Source organism: Vibrio sp. J2-3(2022) (assembly GCF_021725735.1).
Classification (GTDB): domain Bacteria; phylum Pseudomonadota; class Gammaproteobacteria; order Enterobacterales; family Vibrionaceae; genus Vibrio; species Vibrio diabolicus.
The window spans coordinates 468,160-494,087 of sequence record NZ_JAKKCK010000001.1; the positions used below are offsets into that span (position 1 = coordinate 468,160).

At 42.0% G+C, this 25,928-nt stretch carries 22 protein-coding genes; 17 read left to right on the plus strand and 5 right to left on the minus strand.

All coding sequences use genetic code 11. The features are described from left to right. The first annotated feature begins 18 nt into the window (after positions 1-18). The 5 genes from tssB to tssG all read left to right on the plus strand — a co-directional run bounded on the left by tssB (position 19) and on the right by tssG (position 5,235). On the plus strand, positions 19-525 hold the full coding sequence (gene tssB / locus L3V27_RS02055; RefSeq protein WP_005392637.1) for a type VI secretion system contractile sheath small subunit: 507 nt from the start codon (positions 19-21) through the stop codon (positions 523-525). Between the two features lie 8 nt (positions 526-533). After that, positions 534-2,009: a type VI secretion system contractile sheath large subunit gene (gene tssC, locus L3V27_RS02060; protein ID WP_005392635.1), complete on the plus strand. Its 1,476-nt coding sequence runs from the start codon at positions 534-536 to the stop codon at positions 2,007-2,009. A 61-nt stretch (positions 2,010-2,070) separates the two neighbouring features. Beyond that, positions 2,071-2,481 (plus strand): type VI secretion system baseplate subunit TssE, encoded by a 411-nt coding sequence (tssE, locus tag L3V27_RS02065; RefSeq protein ID WP_005392634.1) that lies wholly within the window; start codon positions 2,071-2,073, stop codon positions 2,479-2,481. Between the two features lie 10 nt (positions 2,482-2,491). Next, a complete protein-coding gene (gene tssF, locus L3V27_RS02070) occupies positions 2,492-4,240 on the plus strand; it encodes a type VI secretion system baseplate subunit TssF (RefSeq protein ID WP_237310866.1) in 1,749 nt (582 codons plus the stop codon). Beyond that, positions 4,237-5,235: a type VI secretion system baseplate subunit TssG gene (gene tssG / locus L3V27_RS02075; RefSeq protein ID WP_237310868.1), complete on the plus strand. Its 999-nt coding sequence runs from the start codon at positions 4,237-4,239 to the stop codon at positions 5,233-5,235. The genes tssF and tssG overlap by 4 nt, the downstream gene beginning before the upstream one ends. Positions 5,236-5,289: 54 nt before the next feature. Here tssG and L3V27_RS02080 read toward each other — a convergent pair whose 3' ends face one another. The 3 genes from L3V27_RS02080 to L3V27_RS02090 are packed head-to-tail and all read right to left on the minus strand — an operon-like array spanning position 5,290 to position 10,504. Beyond that, on the minus strand, positions 5,290-5,742 hold the full coding sequence (locus tag L3V27_RS02080) for an Lrp/AsnC family transcriptional regulator (protein ID WP_005373369.1): 453 nt from the start codon (positions 5,740-5,742) through the stop codon (positions 5,290-5,292). Positions 5,743-5,770: 28 nt separating this feature from the next. Beyond that, positions 5,771-9,163 carry a type VI secretion system membrane subunit TssM gene (gene tssM / locus L3V27_RS02085; RefSeq protein ID WP_145534692.1) on the minus strand — a complete coding sequence of 1,131 codons (3,393 nt, stop codon included), beginning with the start codon at positions 9,161-9,163 and terminating at the stop codon, positions 5,771-5,773. A gap of 27 nt (positions 9,164-9,190) precedes the next feature. Next, positions 9,191-10,504, minus strand: a complete 1,314-nt coding sequence (locus L3V27_RS02090; protein ID WP_109169817.1) for a type VI secretion system ImpA family N-terminal domain-containing protein — start codon at positions 10,502-10,504, stop codon at positions 9,191-9,193. A gap of 538 nt (positions 10,505-11,042) precedes the next feature. On the opposite strand from L3V27_RS02090, the gene L3V27_RS02095 reads away from it, so the two are divergent. The 11 genes from L3V27_RS02095 to L3V27_RS02145 all read left to right on the plus strand — a co-directional run bounded on the left by L3V27_RS02095 (position 11,043) and on the right by L3V27_RS02145 (position 22,782). After that, on the plus strand, positions 11,043-11,642 hold the full coding sequence (locus L3V27_RS02095) for a hypothetical protein (RefSeq protein WP_237310869.1): 600 nt from the start codon (positions 11,043-11,045) through the stop codon (positions 11,640-11,642). Between the two features lie 9 nt (positions 11,643-11,651). Next, the gene (locus tag L3V27_RS02100) at positions 11,652-13,151 is read left to right on the plus strand and encodes an FHA domain-containing protein (RefSeq protein ID WP_237310871.1); all 1,500 of its coding nucleotides are present in this window, start codon (positions 11,652-11,654) and stop codon (positions 13,149-13,151) included. Next, positions 13,144-13,644, plus strand: coding sequence for a type VI secretion system lipoprotein TssJ (gene tssJ / locus L3V27_RS02105; RefSeq protein ID WP_005392625.1), 501 nt, complete (start codon positions 13,144-13,146; stop codon positions 13,642-13,644). Before L3V27_RS02100 ends, tssJ begins: the two co-directional genes overlap by 8 nt. 11 nt (positions 13,645-13,655) lie before the next feature. Then, complete coding sequence (tssK, locus tag L3V27_RS02110) at positions 13,656-14,981, plus strand: type VI secretion system baseplate subunit TssK (protein WP_006741084.1); 1,326 nt, start codon at positions 13,656-13,658, stop codon at positions 14,979-14,981. Then, entirely contained in the window at positions 14,978-15,769 is a 792-nt protein-coding gene (icmH, locus tag L3V27_RS02115) for a type IVB secretion system protein IcmH/DotU (protein ID WP_006741083.1), read from the plus strand. Before tssK ends, icmH begins: the two co-directional genes overlap by 4 nt. Positions 15,770-15,917: 148 nt before the next feature. After that, complete coding sequence (locus L3V27_RS02120) at positions 15,918-17,375, plus strand: DUF4150 domain-containing protein (protein ID WP_237310873.1); 1,458 nt, start codon at positions 15,918-15,920, stop codon at positions 17,373-17,375. A gap of 12 nt (positions 17,376-17,387) precedes the next feature. Beyond that, positions 17,388-19,613, plus strand: coding sequence for a hypothetical protein (locus tag L3V27_RS02125; protein WP_237310874.1), 2,226 nt, complete (start codon positions 17,388-17,390; stop codon positions 19,611-19,613). Continuing rightward, a complete protein-coding gene (locus L3V27_RS02130; RefSeq protein ID WP_114323893.1) occupies positions 19,606-20,217 on the plus strand; it encodes a hypothetical protein in 612 nt (203 codons plus the stop codon). The genes L3V27_RS02125 and L3V27_RS02130 overlap by 8 nt, the downstream gene beginning before the upstream one ends. A 93-nt stretch (positions 20,218-20,310) precedes the next feature. Then, a complete protein-coding gene (locus L3V27_RS02135; RefSeq protein WP_237310876.1) occupies positions 20,311-20,796 on the plus strand; it encodes a hypothetical protein in 486 nt (161 codons plus the stop codon). Positions 20,797-21,044: 248 nt separating this feature from the next. Next, entirely contained in the window at positions 21,045-21,455 is a 411-nt protein-coding gene (locus tag L3V27_RS02140) for a hypothetical protein (protein WP_006741077.1), read from the plus strand. Between the two features lie 223 nt (positions 21,456-21,678). After that, positions 21,679-22,782 carry an alpha/beta hydrolase gene (locus tag L3V27_RS02145; RefSeq protein ID WP_104973548.1) on the plus strand — a complete coding sequence of 368 codons (1,104 nt, stop codon included), beginning with the start codon at positions 21,679-21,681 and terminating at the stop codon, positions 22,780-22,782. A 116-nt stretch (positions 22,783-22,898) separates the two neighbouring features. Here L3V27_RS02145 and L3V27_RS02150 read toward each other — a convergent pair whose 3' ends face one another. Then, positions 22,899-24,035, minus strand: a complete 1,137-nt coding sequence (locus tag L3V27_RS02150) for a multidrug effflux MFS transporter (RefSeq protein WP_237310878.1) — start codon at positions 24,033-24,035, stop codon at positions 22,899-22,901. Between the two features lie 99 nt (positions 24,036-24,134). On the opposite strand from L3V27_RS02150, the gene L3V27_RS02155 reads away from it, so the two are divergent. Beyond that, a complete protein-coding gene (locus tag L3V27_RS02155; protein ID WP_237310880.1) occupies positions 24,135-24,908 on the plus strand; it encodes a helix-turn-helix transcriptional regulator in 774 nt (257 codons plus the stop codon). A gap of 90 nt (positions 24,909-24,998) precedes the next feature. Here the strand turns inward: L3V27_RS02155 and L3V27_RS02160 are convergent, their stop codons facing one another. Next, positions 24,999-25,907, minus strand: a complete 909-nt coding sequence (locus tag L3V27_RS02160; RefSeq protein ID WP_237310882.1) for a LysR family transcriptional regulator — start codon at positions 25,905-25,907, stop codon at positions 24,999-25,001. Positions 25,908-25,928: the final 21 nt, after the last annotated feature.

A 25,928-nucleotide genomic window follows, 5' to 3' on the forward strand; every position in this document is an offset into this window, starting at 1 on the left:
TTAGATAAGGAACGAATTATGTCACGTGACGGCTCGGTGGCTCCTAAAGAGCGAATTAATATCCGTTATGTTCCAGCAACTGGCGATACGCAAGAAGACGTAGAACTGCCGCTAAGCATGATGGTGGTTGGCGACTTTACTGCACGTGCAGATGAGACGCCAATTGAAGAACGCACTCCAATCAATATCGATAAAGACAACTTTAACGAAGTGCTAGAAGGCATGTCTCCAAACGTTAAAGTGAACGTTGAAAACCGTCTTTCTGATGAAGAAGGCGGCCAAATCGGTGTTGATCTAACGTTCCAAAACATGAAGGACTTCTCTCCAGAAGCGATCGCGAAAAGCGTGCCTGAACTAAACAGCCTGCTTGAACTTCGCGAAGCCTTGGTGGCGCTGAAAGGCCCTCTAGGTAATGTTCCTGCGTTCCGCAAGAAGATCGCATCAGTACTTCAAGATGAAGACGCGAGAAAGAAACTGTTGGATGAACTAAGCATTGGTAACGACCAAGACGCGAAAGAAGAGTAAGGGATATCATGTCTGCAGAAGCACAAGCGCCAGAACAAGAAGCAGCCTTAGTTGAATCAGGCTCACTTCTGGATAGCATTCTTAACGAAACTCGTTTAAAGCCAAGTGATGAAGGTTTTGATGTTGCAAAACGCGGCGTAGAAGCATTCATCAGTGAGCTACTAAGCAGCTCGAACACAGAGAAAGTGGATCAGTCTTTAGTTGATCTGATGATCTCAGAAATTGACCAAAAACTGTCTAAGCAAGTTGATGCAATTCTTCACAACGAAGAAGTTCAAGCGATTGAATCAACGTGGCGTGGCCTTAAGTACCTGGTTGACCACACTGACTTCCGTGAGAACATTCAAATTGAATTGATCTCTGCAAAGAAAGATGAAGTTCTTGATGACTTCGAAGACGCACCAGAAGTGGTGAAGTCTGGTTTGTACAAACAAATCTATACGCGTGAATATGGCCAATTTGGTGGTAAACCTGTTGGCGCAGTCATTTGTGACTACGATATGTCGGCTTCGTCTCCAGACATCAAACTGATGGAGTACATGGCAAACGTGGGTGCAATGTCTCATGCACCATTTATTACATCGGCGTCTGCGAAGTTCTTTGGTTTAGATAGCTATGAAGAGCTACCGAATCTAAAAGATCTTAAGTCAGTATTTGAAGGCCCACAATATACTAAATGGCGTAGTCTACGTGAACACGAAGATGCACGTTACCTAGGTCTATGTACGTCTCGCTTTATGCTACGTACACCTTACTCTGTAGAAGATAACCCAATTAAGGCGTTTGACTACGATGAGCAAGTAACAGACAGCCATGACAACTACCTATGGGGTAACTCTGCGTACGCGATGGCATCAAAAATTAGTGAGTCTTTCGCTAAGTACCGTTGGTGTCCAAACATCATTGGTCCTCAAAGCGGTGGTACTGTGCATGACTTACCGGTTTACAACTTTGAAGCCATGGGTCAAATCGAAACTAAGATCCCAACTGAGATTCTTGTCTCTGACCGTCGTGAGTACGAGCTAGCAGAAGAAGGCTTCATTGCGCTAACCATGCGCAAGGGTTCTGACAATGCGGCGTTCTTCTCTGCAAACTCAGTTCAAAAACCGAAAGTGTTTGCGAACACGCCAGAAGGCAAACAAGCAGAGATGAACTACAAGCTAGGTACTCAGCTTCCTTACATGTTCATCATCAACCGTCTAGCACACTACATCAAAGTGCTACAGCGTGAGCAAATTGGTTCGTGGAAAGAGCGTTCAGACCTAGAAATTGAACTGAACAAGTGGATTCGTCAATACGTTTCTGACCAGGAAAATCCGCCAGCAGAAGTCCGTGGTCGTCGTCCACTACGTGCTGCTAAGGTTGAAGTATCAGACGTAGAAGGCGACCCAGGTTGGTACAAAGTATCAATGTCTGTACGTCCTCACTTCAAGTACATGGGTGCAAGCTTCGACTTGTCTCTAGTTGGTAAGTTAGACCAATAACCCATTGCTGAAACCATAAAGCAGCCAGTAAAGACTGGCTGCTTTTTTCGTAGGAGTGAAGATGGAAAAAGGTTATCGCCTTTTAGAGCGGATTGAGCTTGGTGAACCCAAAAACTGTTACGAGAAAGTCGTTTCTCACAAGCATTTGATTGAATCTATTCATTCTCATCTCGCAGACTTGCTGAATACCCATTCTGGGAATGCAATGATCGACAATGAGTATGGTTTACCAGATTTTAATGACGTACTTTCTAACAACACGAACCTAGTTCGCCACATTCAAAAAAATATCACGTCAACCATAGAGCGCTTTGAACCGCGACTGTTGAATGTCGAGGTTAATTACCGTGAAGATCACCATAACCCGCTACAACTCGGCTTTGGTATTCGCGGCGAAGTTTCCCATAACGGCGGTAAAGTCCCAATGTCGATAGACGTCTACATGGGAACCGACGGCCAATTTAACGTTTAGTAGGTGCCACTTGAGTAACAGTAAATACTTTCAAGATGAACTCACGTATTTGCGTGAGTCGGGTAGTGAGTTTGCCAAATATCATCCGAAGTTAACTCACTTTCTCTCTGAGGGAACCTTTGACCCAGATGTCGAACGACTGCTCGAAGGTTTTGCCTTTCTGACAGGTCGAATCCGCGAGAAGATTGATGATGAACTGCCTGAGCTGACGCAATCTCTGATGACTTTGCTGTGGCCACATTACATGCGTTCGATTCCGTCTTTGTGCATTAGCGAACTAAAACCGCATACCGGAAGTGTTACTGAGAAAACTGTGGTGAAACGTGGCGCAGAAATGGCGAGTGAACAGGTAGAGGGCACGCAATGTTTGTTCCGTACTTGTTACGACGTCAATCTGTACCCAATTACGATCACTAACATCGAACAGACCAACAGCCGCACCAGTTCGATGATTGATGTGACTTTATCGACGGAGCATGGTCTTGAACTGTCTCGGATCGGTTTAGACACGCTGCGATTACACCTGCATGGCGAGATTCATATTACTCGAACTGTCTTCTTATGGCTGTTCCGTTACCTAGATTATGTCGAATTAGATGTTGGTGGTGGTTACAAACATCGCTTAGGGCCAGAATACGTTAAGCCAGTTGGGCATGAAGAGAACGAAGCGCTCCTGCCTTACAGCAAAAATTCATTTGCAGGCTACCGTTTGCTGCAAGAATTCTTCTCTTTGCCAGATAAGTTCATGTTCTTCGACATTAAAGGCTTAGAGTGGCTAAAAGGCATTCCACAACGTAGCACGGTCAAAATCAAATTCCACTTTAAGCGTGCATTACCGTCAGAAGTGGTGCTTAAAGATAAGCACTTGAAATTGCACTGTACGCCTGCCGTTAATTTATTTGAAAAAGATGGCGATCCAATTCGTTTAGAGCACCGACGTAACGAGTACAAGGTACGTCCGCAAAGCAACACTCAGGAGCATTACGAAGTCTATTCCATTGAGCAAGTGGAAAGCTGGTGTAAAGACGAGCGTCGTCGAAAGTCTCTGATTGAATTTGAATCATTTGAGCATCAAATTAACCAACGAGATAAGCGCGAGTTTTACAAATCTAAAGTCGCTGAGCGTGTAAGCGGTAGAGGTCTTGAGCGCTACATATCATTTCATACTCATAATGGGGACATTGCGGAACTGGGGACAGAAACGGTACTCATGAAACTGCAATGTAGTAACGCAGATTTGGCGGAACGTTTGTCAGTGGGGGACATCACTTACGCGACCCATAAATCACCGACCTATGCGACGTTTAGGAATATTACCAAGCCCACTCAATCGGTCAGTCCGCAAGTGAATGGTGAGCTTCAGTGGCAGCTAATTGCGAATATGTCACTCAACTACTTATCGCTGGCAAATATTGATGTACTTAAAGTGCTTCTCTCTACCTATGATTTCCACTCTCGTGTTGACAGACAAGCGCACCGTGCATCCATTCATCGGCTTGATGGGGTTATCTCTTCGGAAATGAAACCAATCGACCGTGTGTTTCGTGGCGTTTCGGTACGCGGCAATCAGTTTAAGTTGGTCACCAATTCCAAATTTTTTGTCAATGAAGGCGACATGTTCTTGATGGCGACTGTGCTTAACGAATTCATCCGTTTGTATTCGAGTGTGAACTCCTTTACCGAACTGGAAGTGTTTGATGAAGCGACAGGCGAGGTTTATAACTGGGCAAGTCTTATCGGACAGCAGACGATACTATGATTAATACACTTTCTGATAAGTCGAATGAGTTTAGTTTCTATCAAGCAGTCTTGCTGCTAGAGAAGCATTATCAACTAGAGCCGAACTCTAACTTTGTCGCCGTCGGTGAGAACAAGTACTTCCACCAAGAACGTATTGAGTTCAGCGTTTCGCCAAACTTATCTTTTCCAAAGAGCGATATGGACTTTATTGCTCATATGGAGAGAAATGGCCAGCAGTATTCTAGAGTCGAAACTAACTTTCTTGGCTTGCATGGTTCAAGCTCACCACTTCCTGCTTCTTATACTGAGAAACTGGCAGGGCGAGATCCTGAAGACAATCCGGTAAAAGATTTCTTTGATTTTTTCCATAATCGGTACACCAGTTTGTTGTATCGGGTTTGGAAGAAATACCGATATCACGTGCAGTACCAAAGCGGGGCAAGTGATGCCTTCTCTGGACGTATTCTGCACTTGGCAGGCCTAACTAGCGTAATGCAAGATAGTAAGGTCGCAGAGTTAGATCGAGCGAAAATACTGTCTTATGTAAACCAACTTTCTACGCGTACGCGTTCGCCGAAGCTGATTTCCGGTATTGTTTCGCATTACTTCTCGTTGCCTAGCGTGCGTATTGAAGAGTGGGTATATCGCCGCGTAGAAATCGCAGAAAGCCAACGGAATAAACTCAACCGTGCTAATTGCATATTAGGGCAAAATTTGCACTTAGGACAAAGCATTGCGGACTTAAACGGCAAATTTAATCTCTGCATCGACAGCATCGATTTTGAAACATTTAAGCAGTTTTCCTACGATGGTGAGTTACACAAAACACTGGTTGGCCTGATGCGTTTCATTTTGCGTGACCCGATGTCGTGGGACTTAAAGTTGACAGTTAACTTAGATAGTATTCCAGAGAATAAGCTAGGTAATGGGGAAGGGAACCACTTAGGACAAACATTCTGGTTAGGTAACCCAAGTGATAAAGATGCCAAAATCCGAGTCATCGGAAGCATATAAGAAAGCCGCTCTACGAGCGGCTTTTTATGTTGTCATCAAAAAGGTCAGAAAAGCTTAACGACTGATCGGCTGGTGAAGTACGACGGTAGTATCAAGCCTTTGAATCCCGTTAAATGACTCAATTTCGTTACAAAGATGATGAATAGACTGCAGATCGGGAGCTTCAATTAGGGCAATAATATCAAAGTTGCCACCAACAACGCTTGTTAAGCGAACCTCAGGGATTTCTTTAAGCGCATTTGTTACATCATTTTTCTTACCCTTTTCACAAGATATCAATAGATAGCTTGCGGCTTTGCGCCCTTCGTTTTCTACACGAATTTGTGCGGTATAGCCTTTGATAATACCGGTCTTTTCTAAACGATTAATCCTTTCTGCTACTGCTGTACGAGACAAACCAATGTTTCGAGATAGATTCGCAATAGACTCACGCCCGTTTGACAATAGACTTGAAAGTATTTTTCGATCTAATTTATCTAAACCTTGTAAAGTCATGTTTGAAATCATGTGTTCTGCCTATTTTGTTTTTATATTGTTATTTAATCGACTCTGGGAGCGTAAAGTTATATAGCTCAGCAAGAGTGAATGGGTTTTTCTGCGTCAATGGAGTGATGCGTAAGCTTAAGTCCCTCCCTGACACTTTTATGTCACTGACAAAGCTGCCGTTATGAGTGTTTGTCAAGGTCGAGTCACCTAGCAATCTGTATATCGCCCATTGACCACTCTTATTTAAAACGTGCTGTCTACCTTCGTCTGTTACATCCTGGAGCGTGATACTAATATTGAAGTCACCATTTTGCGGTGGCCAGGCCATTTCACGAATTCGGCTTGGACCGTGGTAGTAACTCATATTGGTATCTGCAATTTTTAAACTGGCTCTAATTGCACTAGAGTCAAGGTCGAGTACTCTTGCACTAAACGGAATATGAACTCGGTTGGTGCTTTTATTAATTAATGTATCTCGAATGACATTATAGTTGCGTAGTTGCACTAGCAGAGCTGGAGAGATTGGCATCGTCTCACCATCTACCTGCTTTGGCGTCCACAAGTTCGTATCGTAGAACGGTGCAAAGTTTTTCTGAATAAATGTGTCTAACAAGCCACCTGAAGCAAATAGCAATTCGAAATCTTCAATTGAGATTTCCTCGGTCGCTGTTAGGTCAAATGGATATTTCCCTAATCCAATCTCTTTAAACTTGGTATAAATTTCACTGTACCACTGAGTTTGGATGCCTTTTGCGGACTCTGTAATCATTACTGACCAGCTTTGCTGAACCACATCTAGTAACCAGCTGCGAACGGGTTCTGGTGATTTTTGTGCAATCTGTTTAAGCTTGATTAATGGGTCCGCCTCAGTACTGTTCATTCGATGCTGTGCTGCTGCTAGCGCCGCCATTTGTGGATCTGGCGCGTCGGCGATGTCCTTCATGTAGGTGCGAACACGGCTCAACGCTGCAACGGTCTCATCCCAAGGAGTAGGGGAGTTTGGTGTCTCACTCACTTGAAGCTGGTTTAATAAGTGAAAGGCTTGCTCAACACGTTGCATTAGCAAGTAATCAGGCTTTACCACTTCTTCTACGGCATCTGATGCAGAATCCGCTGCTGCCGCGAGTTTCGGGTCCAGTTTTGAAATTAGAGCGCTTTTTTCGCCAACGGGTGAAAATTGTGTGTTGGCATAGACCTGCTTCAATACCGTTGTCATTGGTGAAGAAGGCCCAGAGATTAAGTCTATCGCGTTGGTCAGGTCACCAACGTTGTCATAGTTTTGGACTTTGAGCTCACTCAGCGCATTACGCCAGTTATTGATGTAGTCATCAGTATATTTTTTTCGCACTTCTTCTTTAAAGGCTTCTTGCTCTTCGTTGGTAGGGATGACATGTTGCGATAGACCTAGAACCCAGTTGTCGCTGATTACTCGTTGTGACATTAAGTCCACGCGTGGTCGATAAAAGGTGCTAAAACCTGTGGAGGTATAGATCTTATCAACGATTAAGCGTTCGCTATCGATTGGCGTGTTAAATACATTGCTAAACTCAAAACCGACGGCTCGTTGCAGATCTAATGTTCCTAAATCAATAGAGCTTGCTTCGTTTAAAATGCCTGCATACACGAGGTCGACATTCGAATTTGCAAGTAATGAGCGACGTGTTGCACGAACAAGATCCATGTTGATATCGATTGGAGCAAATTGTGTGCGAAAGTAGGCGTCTAAGTAGCGCATGGCCTGATCAACGACGTCACTTTGGTTACTCAAATCACTCATCATTTGGAGTGTTTGATGACGTAAAAAACGGATATCACGCTTAGATGGATCGTTAAGCATTAAATACCCCTTCAATAGAGGTAAAGCGCGCGTGAAAGCGTTTTGATTTTGTGCCAATTGTAGCCGGTAACCTTTCTCAATCAGAGGTATTAGCTGCTGAGCGACTTCCTTAAGTAACGCTTCGTAGGCAATGCGAGTGCTTTGATCCAAACGGCTAATATTGAGTGGTAATATTTCCTCATCTAAAGCCTTAGAACCTTTAAGCCATGCCCCATAAGACGGTTCTATCGCTTTGGTTGCATTTTCTAAAAGCTCACTAAATCTTGCATCGTGCTCTGCTTGTGATTTGTCATCAATACTTAATAGTTGATTCATCACATGTAAGTTACTGTCTAACGTAGTTGCAAAAAAGTAACTACCGCCAGCAAGCAGAATAATGGAGCCGAGTATGGCTAAACGGCTTTGTCTCTGAATTAGACGAAGATACGTCTTGTTTTCTCCCGCAAAATCGCTTTCAGGCAATATTTGCGAATCAATCAGAAAGCGAGAAAAATACGGTGTTTCCGTCAACTGGGTATGCTCAGAAGCGATAATTGGTAAGTTGAAGTAGTTACTACAACTTTTTGCTAGTAAATTGTATTTACGACCGCCTTGTAAACTTGAGCTAAAGAAAATTTCACGGATATCTAGCGAATAAACACCGTTGTTAACATCACACAGACGCTCTAGAACATAGCTGACTTCAGACTGACATAGCTCAAACTGCTTAGGGAAAGCGAGAATTGCCTGTTTCTCGTCGATATCTGTTGAGTTAGCTGATGCATCTAGCGCGTTACTTTCAAGCACTTTAACTAGATTTCGGTAGCTATCACGATAGTATTCTGAAAAAACACCTTTGGCCTCTTTCAGCGGGATAGAAAGGAACTCTACACGTGTCTTAAGAGAGCTAAAGTGCATGTATTCTTTAAATCCATCTAACTTGTCTAGCTTCGACATAATTAGATAAATGGGTAATGCTGACGACGTTTTAGAGTTGATAGTGCTCAAGCGCTCCAATAACGACGAAATAGTGTACTCTTTTTGTTCTGGCTCAGAGACGATCATGAACTCGAAGTCGATGAAGAATAAACAGCCAGAAAATGGTTTTCTAGGTCGGTGGCGAATCACTTCTTCGATGAATGTATTCCATAAAGAAGCATCACTGCTTGATATTTCTTGAAACACTAAGCGTTGGTCAGGTTTGATGTATACAGCGCTGTCAGATTCGTACCATTCAAAAAAATCATTCTTAGCGGTTCTCGTGCGATCCATTGGTTTAATTGCACTAGAATTAAATAAAAATTGACGTCGCCCTGACCCTTTATTACCAAGCATCAGATAAATTGGTTTCTTCCCTGAGTTAGCAAGAAGAGGTTGGATAACCATAGAAAGAGCTTCTTCCTCAGTTTCCAAATTTTGAGCTTTAGCGCTGTTCTTTTTTTTCAACCATAGTGTGAATTGAAAAGTGACGTAGAAAATGGCGATAACACCAAGGCTCAGCCAAAGATACAGTTTATCTGCATCTTTTAGAAAAAGAAGATAAATAGCGGTAATGGTTATCGCCACTAAAAGCGTTAATATAGTAGAAATCACAACTGGATTTCTAAACAGTTTTTGTTTGAACATAAGCCTAAAACTTCTTTAATTGTATTGTTATTTATTGTCAGTTTTTTCAGCTTGTAGCTGACTCAATTTATATAGGTAGATGTTCAGTAAAAGGGTTGCGCGGTCAATTTCCTTTTGCTGTGAATACTTTTCAGCGTATTCAATACGACCTAGAAGCGGGAATAGTGAGTTACTATATTCGTACGCCGTTTTAGAGTTCTTATCTACATTCTGTCTAGCTACGTTGGCAAACACCGTTCTTGCGTCTGAGAATCGCTTATACACATCCATAAACTGGTCTTCTAAATGGGCGCTCTGTGTCAAAAAGTTTTGACGTAGCTGCTGGGCAGAAGATGAATCTGGATAGATTGCGATTAATTCATTGGTCAAGCTATCGAGCTCGCTGACGTTACTTACTTTGGCCGAGTCTAAAAACCAGTTATTCATCATAATATCTACGCGATTAATAGTTGGTGTTTTCAGTGACTGGGCATATTTTTTATTTTCGTAATCTAACGAGGCGACCAACTTTACAAGTTCATTAAGTGAAGCTTGACTAATTTTTTGCTCCAGCGTTCGATAGCGTTGTTGTTCGTACACAAAATGTGAACATATCGCCGTAACAATCAAGCCAATGATGAAGTAGATCATAAATCGGCCGGACTTTGTTGGGGTCGTTTTTTCACTGTTATTGAGGTGGGATGGCGAGTCCGGGGCAGGAGAGGGAGATACATTCACTTTAATTTCAGGTGTTGCCTGTGCGGAAGCAGCAGCGTTAGTATTTGCTTGTTTTTTCTCGCGTAACTCTATGGCATGTTGTTGTTCTTTTATCTGTTCAGCCCATTGATTTAAGATACGACGAATGCGACCAAATGAAGGCGCTTGAATACCGTAATGAAGGCGAAGCTCTTCCTCTATTCTTAAACACAACTGGTGCGCAGCTTCAATCAGTGGAAGTTCTTCCGGCAACGCACGGTGCTTATTAATACGTTTTTCAGTATGCTCCACCATCCATTCAATTGCGCTCATTCGTGCTTTTGACTTTGAATGTTCAGGGTATGCGGTGTTCCAATAGACCACACACACATCAAGCAATGAATTTAACCCTTCAACAAGGCCTCTTAGACCATCGTTATATGTTGATGCGACCGTGAAGTAGCAGCAACAACGTAAGTCTTTAGCGTGAGTGCTCAAGATTTTTTTTGAGAGTGTTTGAACCGTTTTCCAAGAGACTCTTCCGGTGACTTTATTAAGATTATTTATTTGACGTTTTATTTCGTCAAAGTCTTCAGAGCCATTAGGGTTAGAGCCGCTTGGGTTATTTTCATCGATTGGTCTTCGAGCGAAGTCGCTAAAAAACATAAGGCAAATTCCAACTGATCATATAGAAGTATTAAGGTATATAGGACTCCACTGCTGTTATATTAAATTGTAAGCAGTGCATTACCGAAGTGATTCTATAGATAAAAGAAGTTGTTTAGATAATAAAAACACTTAAAAAATAAATTAAATTATCCTTAGTGTGATCTTTGTTCATAATATTAATGTCAATAGTTCGATTTGTTTTTAAGGAGAGCCTTATATATGACGAAGTCGATCTTTTGAGTTAATAAATGTGACTAAATTGTTAGCTTTGTCTGTTTTTTGTTCGCCTGTGTTCTTTAAATTAGCCCTCTTAAATTGGTGGTAGAGCCTTCTTAATTTTTATTTAATTAAATAGGTTTACAGGCTCATTGCTTTAACCCAGTTCGGTCCATTAGTTTTTGTTTGTAGGTAAAATAACCAACCCTATAGTTGAAATGTATTAAGTTATAGGTGTTTTTTTAGGCTTATTGAAAAAGAGAATATAATTGATATCTTTCGCCTCTAAGTAGAATATCGGTTTTCCTAGAGGGACGAAATGCTAAAACCAAGTCAAATCGGGCTGATTTCAGCCATGTGTCTATTTTCTTCTTTTGCAGTCGCAAAGGGAGAGCGTTATGGACTCTCTGCCAGTATGTTGACTATCGATAGCATTAATTACGAAGAAGGTAACAGTGGTGAACAAGACACTCTGAGGTTTGGCTTGGTTCATTCTCGCCCTATTGATGAAAATAATAACCGTTGGCGCTGGTGGTTAGGGCTTAACTACCTAGCAGAAGATATCGAAGCGCCAGCTAGCGGTCTATATCAAGAAGTAACTAACTATGAACTTCGTGTTGTACCGCAATATGCGCTGGCTTCTTGGGGCGTTTTCACACCGTACGTAGGTGCTGGTTTATCTGCAGGTTACTCACAATATTCAAACCGTTGGCAAGTTGACCCAGAAGGTTACCGCTATAAGAGTGTCGAGGACATCGATCAGTTCGAGCTGGGTGCAGTTATCGCCGTTGGTACAGTCATTAAGCTAGGTAGTAACCCAGATGCTCATATACAAATCATTCCTCAAGCCTCTTATATTCTCCCAGTTATCAATGATGGGATAGGTGGGCTTGAACTGTCTGTTTCTATGCTATTTTGAGGTATATAGATGCACTCAAATCAGCTAGTTCTATTTATTTCTAAATGCCCAGAGGAATACACAGGTGTAAAGCACATTGAAATGCCTGAGAATGGTGGTTCAATGGGGCGTTCACCAAGTTGTAGTGTGTCTTTAACCGATCACAACCGCTTTATATCAGGCACTCATTGCCTGATCAGTGTGTATGGAGATACCTACTATATTAGTGACGTATCCACTAATGGCACTATGGTTAACGGAAACAAAATACTCAAAAATCAACCTGTTGCGATAGTCGATGGCGATATTATTTCTTTAGGACAATATGAAATTGGCGTTTCTCTGGAGCATGTTACCTCGACACAAGACATTGCCGCTGATATAGCCCCTGAGCGAGTATCCAATGATCCTTTGGTTAGCCTCGGAGACGCAGTTGTCGAAGAAGAAGAAAAAGTAGGCGCTTTAGAAGATTTGTTTATGGAGACTAAACAGGATGACATTGATTGTCATGATCCTGTTGCGCACCTTAACTTTTCAATGCAGCGAGATGATGATTATTTAATTCGTGACGATGAGCATCCAGAACCTGAACAGCCTAAAACGGTGGAAAGCACACGTCAGGTGGTCGATGACAGTTTCAGCATATACTCCGAGTTTGATCAGCCAAGCCTCATACCTGAAGATTGGATGGCTACGGAGACCAAGAGTAACGCATCAATAAATGGTTCGTTAGGGATAGAGGTAGAGAACGGTACGCCACATAGAGAAGATATTGTCTCAGAAGAGACGGTTCAACCCCAAACGACGATTCTAGATAGGGCAGTTCAAAGACAACATCGTGCACCTAACTCCACAGAGGCGATCGTCGAACATACTGCTACGGGCTCAAAATGGGAAGAGATGACACAGTCATTTACCCCTTCTTCTCAAACTAATCCGCAACTTCAAATGCCTGCTGCAGAACCTAAGATAAACAGTACGACTAAAGAGCAAGCGGGTATCGAAGCAACCGCCTGTTCTCAAGATATAGCACAAGCGTTTTTTGATGGTTTGGGTATTCGAAATCCTGAGCTAATGACGAATGAAGCTCAGTTGTTCAAACAAATGGGCACTTGTTTGCGCTTATGTATTGATAACCTGCAGAAAGAATTACACGAAGTAGAGTCCTTGAAAGAAGAGCAGAGTACGAGTGAGTCTAACTCTAACATTGCGGAGCTGATGCTGACTCTCAATAGCCAACATCTACTGGCTCCAAATGAACTGGTAGAACAAATGCTGGATGAGTTGAATGACCACCAAGTCACGTTTAATAAAGCGCTGAATGAGCTCATTTTAGAACAATCAGAGACGAACGATCCCGTTGCATTTGCTAACAAAGTGGCGAGTCAATCTTTGTTCTCAACGAAGTCAAAACTGTGGGGCGAATATTTAGATTTCTACTCTAACAATCGTCGCCTGCTCAACGAAACATCCTTAAAAGGGCTGATTAAGAAAAACTATAACAAAGTGATTAAGGGAAACCATGCGTAGTATCGCCGTATTACTCGGATTTGCCATGTTGTCCGGTTGTTCCATGTGGGATCAATTTAAAGAGTCCACGGGTATCACACCAGAAACTTCGTCCATTGAATTGGTTATTGAGGCGTCACCTGTACTCAATGTGAGAGATGGGGGGCAGTCATCTCCGGTCATTCTCCGCCTTCACGAATTAAATTCGCCAGTTTTATTCCGAAGCTTAGATTTTTTTGCGCTGTTTGAAAACGATAAAGCGTCGTTGGGTGATGAGTACATCAAACGTTATGAATATCAAATACAGCCAGGTGGAAAAGTTCATGAAATGCTAACGCTAGACCCTGACACTCGTGCCGTCGGTTTTTCTGTGGCCTTTCGTGATATTGATGGTTCGTCATGGCGAAAAGTGGAAGTTATTGAAGAGAAGAGCGAGTACTACATCAAGCTCAAGTTAGAGGGCAGTGAGTTAATTTCTGATAACACTCGCGGCATTGAACAGGTTTACTTTTAAGGGATAGAAACATGTCTTTATACAATCCAGTTGTTTGGCAAGATGGAATGTTCATGAAGCCGCAGCATTTTCAACAACTCGATCGTTCGCAAAGTAAACTGTCGAGCATGTTGAGCAACAACGCATCTCCTTTACATTGGGGGATTAAGCGTTTGGAAATAAATTCACAACTGCTAGCCCTCGGTAAAATTGGTATTACGCGTGCAGAAGGCATCCTACAGGACCGCACGCCATTTGAGCTTCCACTGCTCGCTGAACTACCAGAAGTGAAAGATGTGGATCCTTCGATTGCCGATAAAGTGGTTTATTTGTGCTGTCCGTTACCATCGGAACGTTCTGAGTTATTTGGCACTAAAAAAGACGGTGCACGTTATACGATGGAATCTCAAGAAGCGGTTGATGCTTGTTATGATTCGGAAGACATGGCAAATATCGTCGTCGGTAAGCTTAACTTTTGCTTAATGTACGACCATGAAGATAAAAGTGCTTACACGTCTATTCCGATCCTCAAGATCTCGGAAGTGAAGCCAGATGGCAGCGTGATCTTAGATGATAGTTTCATTCCTACCTGTATTGATATTCACGCATCTACGGTACTTAATAAGTTCGCGACGGAGTTTGCTTCTATGCTCAAGCACCGCGCAGAATCCATAGTTCAGCGACTGGGAGTGGTGGATCAACAAGGCGTATCATCAGTTTCTGACTTTATGCTATTGCAAGCGCTCAATAGATACGAACCCTTGTTTTGGCATTTTGCAAACACAGAAGCTGTACACCCTGAGTCTTTGTATCGAATTCTTCTTCAGGCAGAGGGCGAGCTTTCGACGCTGTGCTCGACGACACGCCGACCTATTGAGTTTACTAAATACAATCATGGTGATCTTACTAGCTGTCTTTCTCGCGTTCTAGACAGTGCGAAAATGACATTGAGCGTGATGTCTGAACAAAGAGCAATTCCACTGACCTTAAAAGATCAGAACTATGGCATCAGAACGGCAGCGATCCCTGACAATAAGATCATTGATACGACGACCTTTATTCTTGCAGTTAAAGCCGACGTTACCTTGGATGTCCTGCATACGCAGTTTGTCAGCCAAACGAAGATCGGTTCAATCGATAACATTCGCGACTTGATTAACCTTCAACTGCCAGGGATTGAGATCAAACCAATGCCAGTTGTGCCACGCGCGCTGCCGTATCACGCTGGCTATACCTATTTCGAGCTCGATAAAACGGGTGAAGAGTGGATGGCATTGAAGAACACTGCTGCGATTGCGATTCACGTTGCGGGCGATTTCGCTAACTTATCATTGCAACTTTGGGCCGTTCGTCTATGAGTTACGCAGAAACAGACGTCACCGTAGTCTTATTCCAACCAGAGCCTGGCAAACCAATGGAGGTAATGCCAGCGCCTGACTTATCGAGAAACATCGCAGTACAAGATCTATCTATCGACAACATGGGTATTAACCCGCTGGTGGATCAATTCTCATGGTTGATCGCCAGTCTGTCTTGTATGTCTTCGATCCCTTGGCTTGATGACCCGATGCCATTTCGTGAACAAGTGGCACGTGAGATTCGAAAAGGTGAACGAAAACTTAATGAAATGGAGCTCGATCGTGCTTCGGTTCTTGTTATTCGTTACTGCTTGTGTGCGGCGATTGATGAATCTGTTTGTCGGCAAGAATGGGGGGCAAATAGTCACTGGAGCCAGAACAGCTTACTGTCTGAATTCCACAACGAAACATCTGGTGGTGACAAGTTTTTCGTTATTCTCGACCGCTTAAAAGCCGACCCTCGCAAATACCGTCACGTTATAGAGTTTCTCTATTTATTGCTTCAACTTGGTTTCCAAGGCAAGTACGGCCGTGAAGAGCGTGGTAACGAAAAGTTAGCGGAAATTGGCAGCACCATTTATCGATTAGTGCGAGATGACCGCCTAGCAGAACAAGAAAAAGTTTCTTTAATCAACCTTAAAGCTAAATACCTAAAGAAGCCGTTAAAAAGGGTAATTTCACCCAAGCTGATCTTGAGTCTTAGTGCGATTACGTTTGCGCTTATGTATGCGGCAACCTACATCGTCATAGACTTAAAATTCCAGCAACTGCTTGAAGTGTATAGATAACCAGAAATCTAAAAATGAGATCTTCTGCCAGTTTTAAGGTTTGCTGTGAATATCACTGGTCTTTTAGTGAAATTCACTAGTCATTTAGAGAGATTGCAATGTGCGATCTCTTTTATCATTCAATCAATAAAATTCAAATGGATTGGTTATGGGCGTAACAGTTGGTGCGAATGGACTTTCGATAGTTCATAAAGGCTCAGGTGGTGAAGCGAATGCAACGCTCCCAGATGTTTGTTTAACTAAGGTCGGCAAGCCAGTCGTTCCTATCCCTTATGGCAACAATGCTAAATCAGCAGACCTTGCAGGTGGGACTACGACGGTCTCTATGGATGGCGGTAACAGTGTCGCTATCAAGGGCAGTACGTTCTCAAAAAGTACTGGCGATGCGGGCGGTGACAGAAAAGGCGTTGCCTCAGGCACGATAGAAGCCGAAGCAAAATTCATTTCAGCTTCACCAACGGTTAAGTTTGAAGGTAAGGGCGTATGTCGCCTGTCCGATCAAATGACCATGAACAAAGCCAACACCATGTGTTTGGGTGGGGCACAAAACCCATCGGTTTCTGTGACTGAAGAGCAGGAAGGGACGTATACGTTGGATATAGAATGCAAATATCCAAATGGGCTCCCTTACTCTAATGCACAATTTTCTTTAGTCGAACCTTCAGGTGCTGTCATTGGGAGTGGAGTGCTGGATTCTAGCGGAAAAGCATCTGTTAATGGTCTCGCTCTAAAAGAATGCAAGTTAGTGCTCAGCGAAACTCAAGACTCTTATACGCCGAACCAATCTTTAGCTGAAAATATTGTGACGGAAACTTACCCTGATCCGAATGATTTTTGTACGTTTGTCGCAGGTCGCCGCTCGCCATTTTGGGAAGATCGTGTTGGGGTTGCTAATGACTGGGGGATATTGATGTCCCCATCCTTCAGTGATGATGACTTTAAAGATATTGTGTTAGAGCAAAGCCGTATATCGTCTCCTTATACGATTAGTCAAAATCACTCTAAAGATTTTTCTGATGCTTATGTTTCGGCACTTTATCACATCCAAACTGATACTACTGCGCTAGAGAAATATAAACCTTTAGTTGAACTGCTCTTGGAGCAAGTGCACGAAAATGGCGATATATTGAGAGTCTTATATCAAGCTGATGTGTTTGAGCCTCCCTATGAATTATTAGCGAAGCTTCGCTTTTTAGGGACTGGGAATACTGTGAAGTATTTGCAGTTTGTTTTATGGACGTTGATAAACAATCAAATCTGTTCATACATCGATGAGCTAAACAGTGAAATCATCGGTCGTTTAGATTTCATACAAAGCCAAGCTTCTGCAAGATCGTTGAGTTCTGTTGAAGAGGGTATAAACGGTTATAAAAAAGCACTTAACCACTTCAAACAAGCACTTCCTGACGTCATTAGCCAAATTTTCGAAACCAAAAATGACACCCTAATTTCTATATCGGCAATGGCCCTTGGGAGCACCGTTAACATAGCGAGCCAATCTAGCTTTGCTACTAATTTAGGTAGGGTTAATGCGGTGGTGTACACGAAGTCAAACAACTTGAACCGCCCATCATTTGTCACTTTTGACGATAACTTTTCTGACTAGGACATTTAAATCATGGATGCAGTTTTTCCGATAGCGCAACGAGAAGGTGACGCTTACTACACGCTCAGTGATTTTACGAAATTGTTTGCTCAAGCTAAGAGTGGTCGTTACTTAATAGGACAAGGATATGGTTGGCATAGTGGCGTTCACTTAACATCAAAAATGTTACCGTGGGGGAAAGGGCTCAGACCTATTCAAGCGATGCTTGATGGAAAAATAGTGGCATTTCGCATAAATCCTGATTACCTAACATCAACGTACCAAGAGCAAGAGTTTAAATACAGTAATAACTTTGTGCTTATCGAGCATGAGGCTGCAAACCCCGAAGACAGTGAAGATGTATTTAAATTCTATACACTTTATATGCACCTTGCGCCACCTTCAGATATTGGCGCCAATTCATCAATAAACACGCGTTATCGCTTACAAGAAAGGCGTAATGTACGCATTTTCGAACATAGTGATGTGCCTACTAACTCTAGCGTAAAAGTAAAAAAACGGTCGATGTCTAAAGGGACATTACTTGAATACTTGTATGCTGAAGAGAAGGAAACCCACCCATACCAGATCGGCAAAAATACCTACAAAATGATAAAGTGCCGTGTGGTAGAGAATGGTGAATCGCCAAGTGGTAGCGAAAAAGCACTGTTAAACAAGATTGTTTGGTTTGCTTCGGGTCTCAATAGTGACTTTGACATTTTGGAAGATTCCTCTGCTGTCCTATCAGAATCGGTTTCAGAACCTAAATGGATGGCGGACAACGCGGCAATGATTAGGGACGGTAGTGTGGTTTCTTTACTCTCGATCTTATTTAGAGAGGGAATAAAAGTTTCAGCTGGGGAAGATATCGGCTACATGGGACTGCACGAGTACAGCAACGATGCAATAGGAACTAAGAAAGACGATAATCGCGTGCATATCGAGATGTTTTCTTTTGAGGAGCCGCCCGAATTTTTCAAAAAACAGATTTCTCCCAAAAATGCGGAAGAAAATCCACTGGTCGTTCTCGATGGATCCGATAGTAGTGGTGCCGTTGATATGAGTAATTTGTTTATTCAGCAGTTACTTGAATCTGTGACAGAAGATCAAGTAACGGATTTTTCCTCGTTCACTGCTCGCGACGCCAAAGTATACTTAGATGGTAAGCGTAAACACTTTGAGCGATTTATTGTGAAACACCCTACAGATTGGCATACAGAATCGTCACAAAGTCTTTATGAATCAATCCATCAGACCGCGAAGGAAGCTCTAGATATTAAGTGCTCCGCTGGTTTTGTGACTGAAGAAGACTACCGCAACTCCCCATGGCGCGATCAAGTGATGGATAGCTTTGATCTTTTCTCGCAATTCGAACTGGAAAGAGCAGATAAGTTCTCATGGATGCAGGATTTACAAGGTGATTTGCAACTAAGCGGTGACAAGAGTCTTTGGCATTATTGGCCTTTTGTTAATTCTTTTGTTTCGGGTTACTACGTGACTCAAAAGCAAATGAATCTGATGTTTCCAGATTCTTCCCTCAGTAAAAGAGAAGAAGTGCGTGACTTATTTAATAAATATGCCAGTAGCTTTGAAATAAATACCAATGAACGAGCAGCACAATTTTTTGCTCAGATAAGAGCTGAAGTTGGTTCGAAACTAGAAGGTAATGAAGAGGACTTATGGTATTCTGTCGATAGGTTAAAAGAAATGTTTAAGCGTTACTTCAATAAATACCCTGAAGAAGCAGCTAGTCTTGGCTACATACGAATTGATGAAAGTGAATACAAAGCACTTTCACAGGCGGATAAGAAAAAGTATGTGAGAAGAAGAAGCTATTATTATAGCCAGCTTCCTCAGGAAGATGAGATAGCGAAACGTGTTTATTCTTGTGACTCACCAGATGGCCATTTTGTACTCGTCAAGGGAGGAGACGTTTCTGGATTGAGGTATAAGGGGAAGGGGTTTATACAGTTAACTTGGAAATATAACTATGACGCTGTTCAAACTAGATTGGAAAATAAAATTCAAGACTTGGGTTTTAATATTTCAGATGACCCTTACTCGGTTTTGAAAACCAAAGAAGGGTTTTTAGCTGCTCTTGGCTTTTGGGATGTTAATAATTTGAATGAGAAAGTGTCCGGAAGTATAGCTAGTACAAATAGTATCACTAATGTTGTTAACTCACGCCTTCCACGTTCTCACAAAGAAAAAAGAACAAAGTATTTTTTGGATATATATGAGGTTTTATGTAATGAATAAATTTTTAGTAAGGTTGATCGTGTTTATATCCTCAGCTTTATTGAGCTTTAGTTCTTTTTCTCAAGTTGAAGATTTATTTTTAATAGATCTTAAAAATAAAAAAGTTGAAATTGAGGTAAATAAAATTGATGGAGATTATTACTTTTCAAAATCTGAGCAACGTTTTTTAGGTCAAGATATATTGCTTGGTGATAATCAAATATCAACGATTTCAGGCAATGAGAGTAATTATCCTGATGTGTTAGAAAATGATATTAATTACAAATTGATTATATCAAATACTCTAGTGAAGAAATTGGGTTATTCAGCCAACCAAAATGTTGGAAATAATATTATATTAACAACAACACAGGAAGATAATTCTAATTATAGTTTTATTTTGGTTTATTCTTACAAAAATAATAAAATTGTTCTAACCGATGTTTTATATCTCGAAGAGAATTTTGATAAAAGAGAAGGTGAAAACACGATATATAAAGTCAATGTACAGTCTCCAGAGAGTATTATTAATTTGGAAAATTATGATAGAAGAGCACTCTCTGATTTTATAGTTAACAATTTATATAAATCTGTACAAGATATGACGATCGACATTAACTTATGAACAGTATAGAAGACTAGAGTAGATGTTGATGAATGTTTCATTTTGGGAATGTCCGATGTATATTCGCGATCTCTATTTTGACAAGGCTCTGTATTGTCTTTATTTTTAAATCCAGTCGATACACTTAAGTTTAATATGGTTTATAAATTTATTAAGGTAGTGAGTTTTTTATTTATTTTGCCATTACCATTTTTTGTAAATGCATGCTGCGAACAAGACTCTGTTGTATTTACATGTGATTTGGAAAATCAAGGTGGTGGCTTGAAAGCTTGTTTTAATCAAGCCGAGAATTCGATGTACTTCGTTGTTGACGAAAATGGGTTGAAAACAGTTTATGCCCCACGACAAGGGAAGAGTTTAGATAGCTATAAATGGGTAGATATTTCTCTTAAAGAACCTGAATACATTCCTTTGAAATTTGAAGTAAATGAAAACAAGAATGCGTACTTTTCATTGACAAGAGGTGGTGGACGGTTGAGTGTCGTTGCTAACTCCGTTGACATGATTGAAGATGAAAATGCTGTTGAGTACTACTGTGAATTGGGAACTGAAACAGCTCTGGGTCCTAACGTTAGATAAAAAATAAAACACGTAAAGCCTAATGAGTTTGAAGCTTGGGATTAAATAGCAATATATTCCAGTGAGAGCCTAAATAAAATTCATTGTAATAAAGAGTTAGCTTTTCTAGAAAATTTACTCGAGACGTGTGGATAAGAAATGTTCAGATAAAAAGCGCCGAAAGGCGCTTTTTATTTTCTTTAAAATAAAGTATGGTCTCCCTCCTTTTAAAATGGTAAGTGTTGAATAATTATACAGTGGTTAGGTAAATGAATAAAATAACTAAACTCGCTTTGGCTTTGTCCGTATTGACATCTGTTGTTGGGTGTCAACTGGTGTCAAATACGCCGATGCAATCGACAGCAACGAAGGAAATAATTGAAAAAGCAAAGGCAGAGTTTGATGGACAACGCTTTTATAAGTTGAATGAATATGATGAAGAAATCAACGTTTCAGATGATGGGGTCATTACCTTCAAGTCTTACTTACCACGCAGCGGCGGCTATGAATGGGTACCAATTGTGATACGCGATACTAGTTTTCGTGTTTCTTGCGATTATTTCAGTGAATATGTTGAAGCTGGAATGGTTGTTCAGGTTCAGTTTGTAGGTAAACGCGGGCGCATTGAAAATTACGACAAGCAACGTTGTGAAGAGTTTGGCGAGCCAACATGGCAATAAGATCTATGGATAATTAAAGCGCCGACAGGCGCTTTTTATTTACGCCTTAATTAACGTTAGAAGAGGTTTAGACCAATCTTCGGAAGATTAGGCAAGCAATGCGTAGTATCTGGTTAACGAAAAAATACAAAAGTTGCAACAATGTACGTGTCAGTAAAGTAGGAGCGATAAAGCATCCGCGTACTGTACTCATCGTGTGTTACGTTAATTAGGAGTGTCTACCATGAAAAGCCAGAACGACAATCAAGCAAGTTACCAAGATGAACCTGATGAAGGTCGTCGCAATATGATGAAAATGACGGGTGCCAGCGTGGTTGCTATGGGAGTCGGATCGCTCTCAACGAGTTCCGTTCAAGCTGAGACGCAAATAAATCTTGGTGACACCTGGGATAAAACATTTACGAAAAGTAACCAAGTTCAACATCGCAAAGTGAGTTTTAAAAACCGTTATGGCATCACGTTGGCAGCGGATCTTTATCGACCTAAAAATAAAAGTGGCAAGCTTGCGGCTATCGTCATTAGTGGTCCATTTGGCGCTGTGAAAGAGCAGTCTTCAGGGTTATATGCTCAAACATTAGCCGAGCGAGGCTTCATTACTTTAGCGTTTGATCCGTCGTATACCGGAGAGAGTGGTGGTGAACCAAGAAACGTTGCATCACCTGATATCAATACAGAGGACTTTAGCGCAGCTGTGGACTTTATTGGCCTACAGAAAGACGTTGATCGTCAGAAAATTGGTGTGATAGGCATATGTGGTTGGGGCGGCATGGCGTTAAACGCAGTTGCTGCAGATAAACGCGTCAAAGCAGTCGCAACCAGTACGATGTATGATATGACCCGTGTAATGTCTAAAGGCTATAACGACAGTACGACGTTTGAGCAGCGCACGCAAACGTTAGAGCAGCTAAGCCTGCAACGATGGGAAGATGCCGAAAATGGAACACCTACTTACGGGCCAGTATCGCTTGAGTTAGTTGGAGGTGAGCCCCAATTTGTTATTGAGTATGCAGCCTATTACAAGTCTCCTGAACGTGGCTTTCATCCACGAGCGATTAACTCAAATGCTGCATGGACACTCACAACGCCGCTGTCGTTTATGAATATGCCAATTCTGACCTACATTGAAGAGATATCTCCACGCCCAGTGTTGTTCATTCATGGCGAAAAGGCGCACTCTCGCTATTTCAGTGAAACGGCGTATGAAGCGGCGGCAGAGCCTAAAGAATTGATGATCATTCCAAATGCGAATCATACGGATCTCTACGATCAATTGGATGTGATCCCATTTGATAAATTAGAGAGCTTCTTTAAGGTTAATTTAGTTTAGATCGCCCTCTAGAAGACAACTGAGGAGCGGTTACTATTGTGCTCCTCAGTTCCTATTGATTGAAAAATTCTCTAGATTCTCGGTGAACCATTACGGAGAGTATTTCATTATTATACTCACAAGTCGGTATGAACTTGTTTTGTAGAAAACGCTAATAAAATCGCTAAACAGCTACATGCTAATAGAACGACACCTAAGTTTTGTACTGTTCCAGCCATCGCTAATCCCGTCCCGATCATGATGTAGTACATGAGCCCAAATAAAGCACCTGCGCTACCTACCTGTTGTTTATAATCAACGAGTGCGTCACTGAGTATGTTGGGTATCGCAATCCCATACGACATGACGACTAACATCATTGGAGCAACAAACCAGATTGATTGGCTCAGAATCAACACACCGACTGATCCCAAACTAAGCAATACTGCGGAGAGCCAAAGTAGTTGGTTTTTTCGAACATTTTTAGACACTAGGGATTTGTTTAAATAACTCCCAAGCAGAGTGCCTAACCCCAGTACCATGCCACTGTATCCAAATTGTTCGGAGCTATACCCAAGTGCTGAGAAAGTAAATGCGCCAAGCTGGTAATAAGAAAATAGAGCAATGTTATACAAAGCAACCAGTAATCCTGAGCGCCAAATTCGCGCGTCTCTTACCATTTTCCAGCTAAGTTGACGCAACCGTACTGGTGTCTGTTCCTTCTGTGTTTCAGGAAGTTTAATAACGTTATAAGCGAGCAATACTAACGCGATTAAAAATAAAGCGAAAAACACATAACGATATCCACCAAGCCCTGTAAGCTGCCCGCCTAATAGCATGCCTACTACCGGGCTGATTGATATACCCATCCCCATTAAGCTGAAGACTTTACTCAGTTCTTGACCGTCAAACGCGTCACGAAGCATGGTCTGTGTGACAACGGAACCTACCGCGATACCAAATGCGCTCAGAGCTCGCGCAGCCATGACAACAGCAAAACTCTCGGTTTGAGTTGCGAGTAAAGACGCAAAACCATAGATAAAGAGCCCAATTAACATGGTAGGCCTTCTTCCCAGTTTATCTGCGAGCACTCCCCAAACTACAACACCAATGGCAAACGCTAGGAAGTAAATCGACAGTGTTTGTGCTGCTTGTGCGTGGTTTACATCAAATGATAGAGCGATTGAGCTCAACGCTGGGCTATAGATGGTTTCTACAATTTGCGGAAACATCAACATAACCAGCATGAGCCATAAAGAGGGCTTAGTATTCATATTGTTACCCATTGTTAATGAAGTTGGCGGGCAGTATAAATGAGGCTATGATTGAGCCAATAACAACATAAAAACCAAATACATCAATATTCGGACAAAATGGCACTTATTGACGAAGAAACACAGTTTGACGCAGACAAAATTTCTAATTGTGTAGTGGGAATTGCTGCGGATATTGGCAAGCACGACTCGGGTATGCATCAGCACAAGAAAGGGCAATTGTTGTACGCACCTCAAGGTTGTATGAGTTTTGCTCTGGAAGACTCGATTTGTATTTTGCCACCGACAAAGGCGGTTTGGATCCCACCTAATACGCCGCATCGCGCACTAATGACGAATGTGGTGGCGTATCGATCTTTGTATTTTGATTGTGAGGAGTTTGCCTGTCCGAGTAAGATCACGATGATAGAAGTGAATAATTTACTCCAAGCCCTCATTGATAAAATGTCATTTTGGGAGTGGGATAAGCCTAGCAGCGAGATGGTAAATACGACGGCGCTTTTTTGGGAGGAGTTTTATGCTGCGAAACGTTATTCGTTTCAGTTGCCTTTGCCATCGCATCGGCGCTTAACAACGTTTCGTCGAGAGTTGGTTGAACCTTCATTTCTCGCTCCTTCGCTTACTACTCTTGCAAGCAAAGTTGGGGCAAGCACCAAGACGGTAACACGATTATTTAAGTCGGAAACGGGTATGAATTATCAAGATTGGCGTCAACAGTGGAGGCTCTTAAAAGCAGTTGAATTGTTATCTACGGGAATGCAAGTCAGCGCCGTTGCTGATTGGCTGGAGTTTTCGTCAGACAGTGCTTTTATTGCATTTTTCAAAAAGCAAACTGGACAAACACCTCTGACGTTTATGAAAACCAAGCCTTAAGCGTCAAAATGCTCACACTCTTTCTAGAACAAACCCCAGGTTCACAGGCTCAGCCTATAAAGCATACATAGACAGGTACCAACGTGCAGGTTACTTGTCTTTACTCTGCAGTTTGCGAAAGTATTGCGTGGTAAAATCAACAAAGGCTCGGATGCGTTTTGGTTGATGTCGGTCGTGATGGTAAAGGAGTGAAAACTCCACACTCGGAATGCTCCAGTCGGTAAACACTTCTTTTAGCTTGCCTGTCTGGAGTTCTTGTTGGCAATAAAGTGCTGGTACACGGATGATACCATTTCCCGCCAACGCTGCTTTTATCATTACTCTGCCACTCTTACATCGTAACTGTCCACGTATCTGGTGTTCCGTTGACTGCTTTGTATTTGTGTTCTCGAATGCCCAGCGTGTCACACTACCTGTCAAACAAATGTGTTTTTCTAAGTCTTTTGGATGCGAAGGGTAGCCATGTGTTTCTAAATAACTTGGGCTTGCGTACGTCCCCATTTCCACATCAATCAGTTTGCGAGCGATAAAGTTGGAGTCGTCTAACTTTCCCATTCGAAAAGCGATGTCGAATTCATCCGCGATTAAATCGACACGATGGCTGCTAAAATCTAAGTTAATGTTCACTTGTGGGTGTTGGATTAGAAACTGAGCAACGATATCTGCGACAACGTCTTCCCCTAAATAACCCCCCACGCAGTTGATACGAATTTCGCCTCTTAATTCTTCTACATCATCAACCACTGCCATAACAGCTTGATCAATATTGTGAAGGGCGGTTTCACACTGTTTATACAGAACCTTGCCTGCTTCGGTGAGGTTCAGTGTTCGAGTGGTCCTTTGTAGCAAAGTGGCACCAATCTGTTGTTCCAGATTTGTTATTTGACGTGAAACGTGTGAGCGAGAAACGCCAAGTTGCTCTGCTGCTTTCGTGAAGTTTCCTAGTTGAGCGATTAGGACGAAAGAGCGGATATCCGCAAGGTTGATGTGTGTTTGCATGATGACTTCTGCGTAATTCAA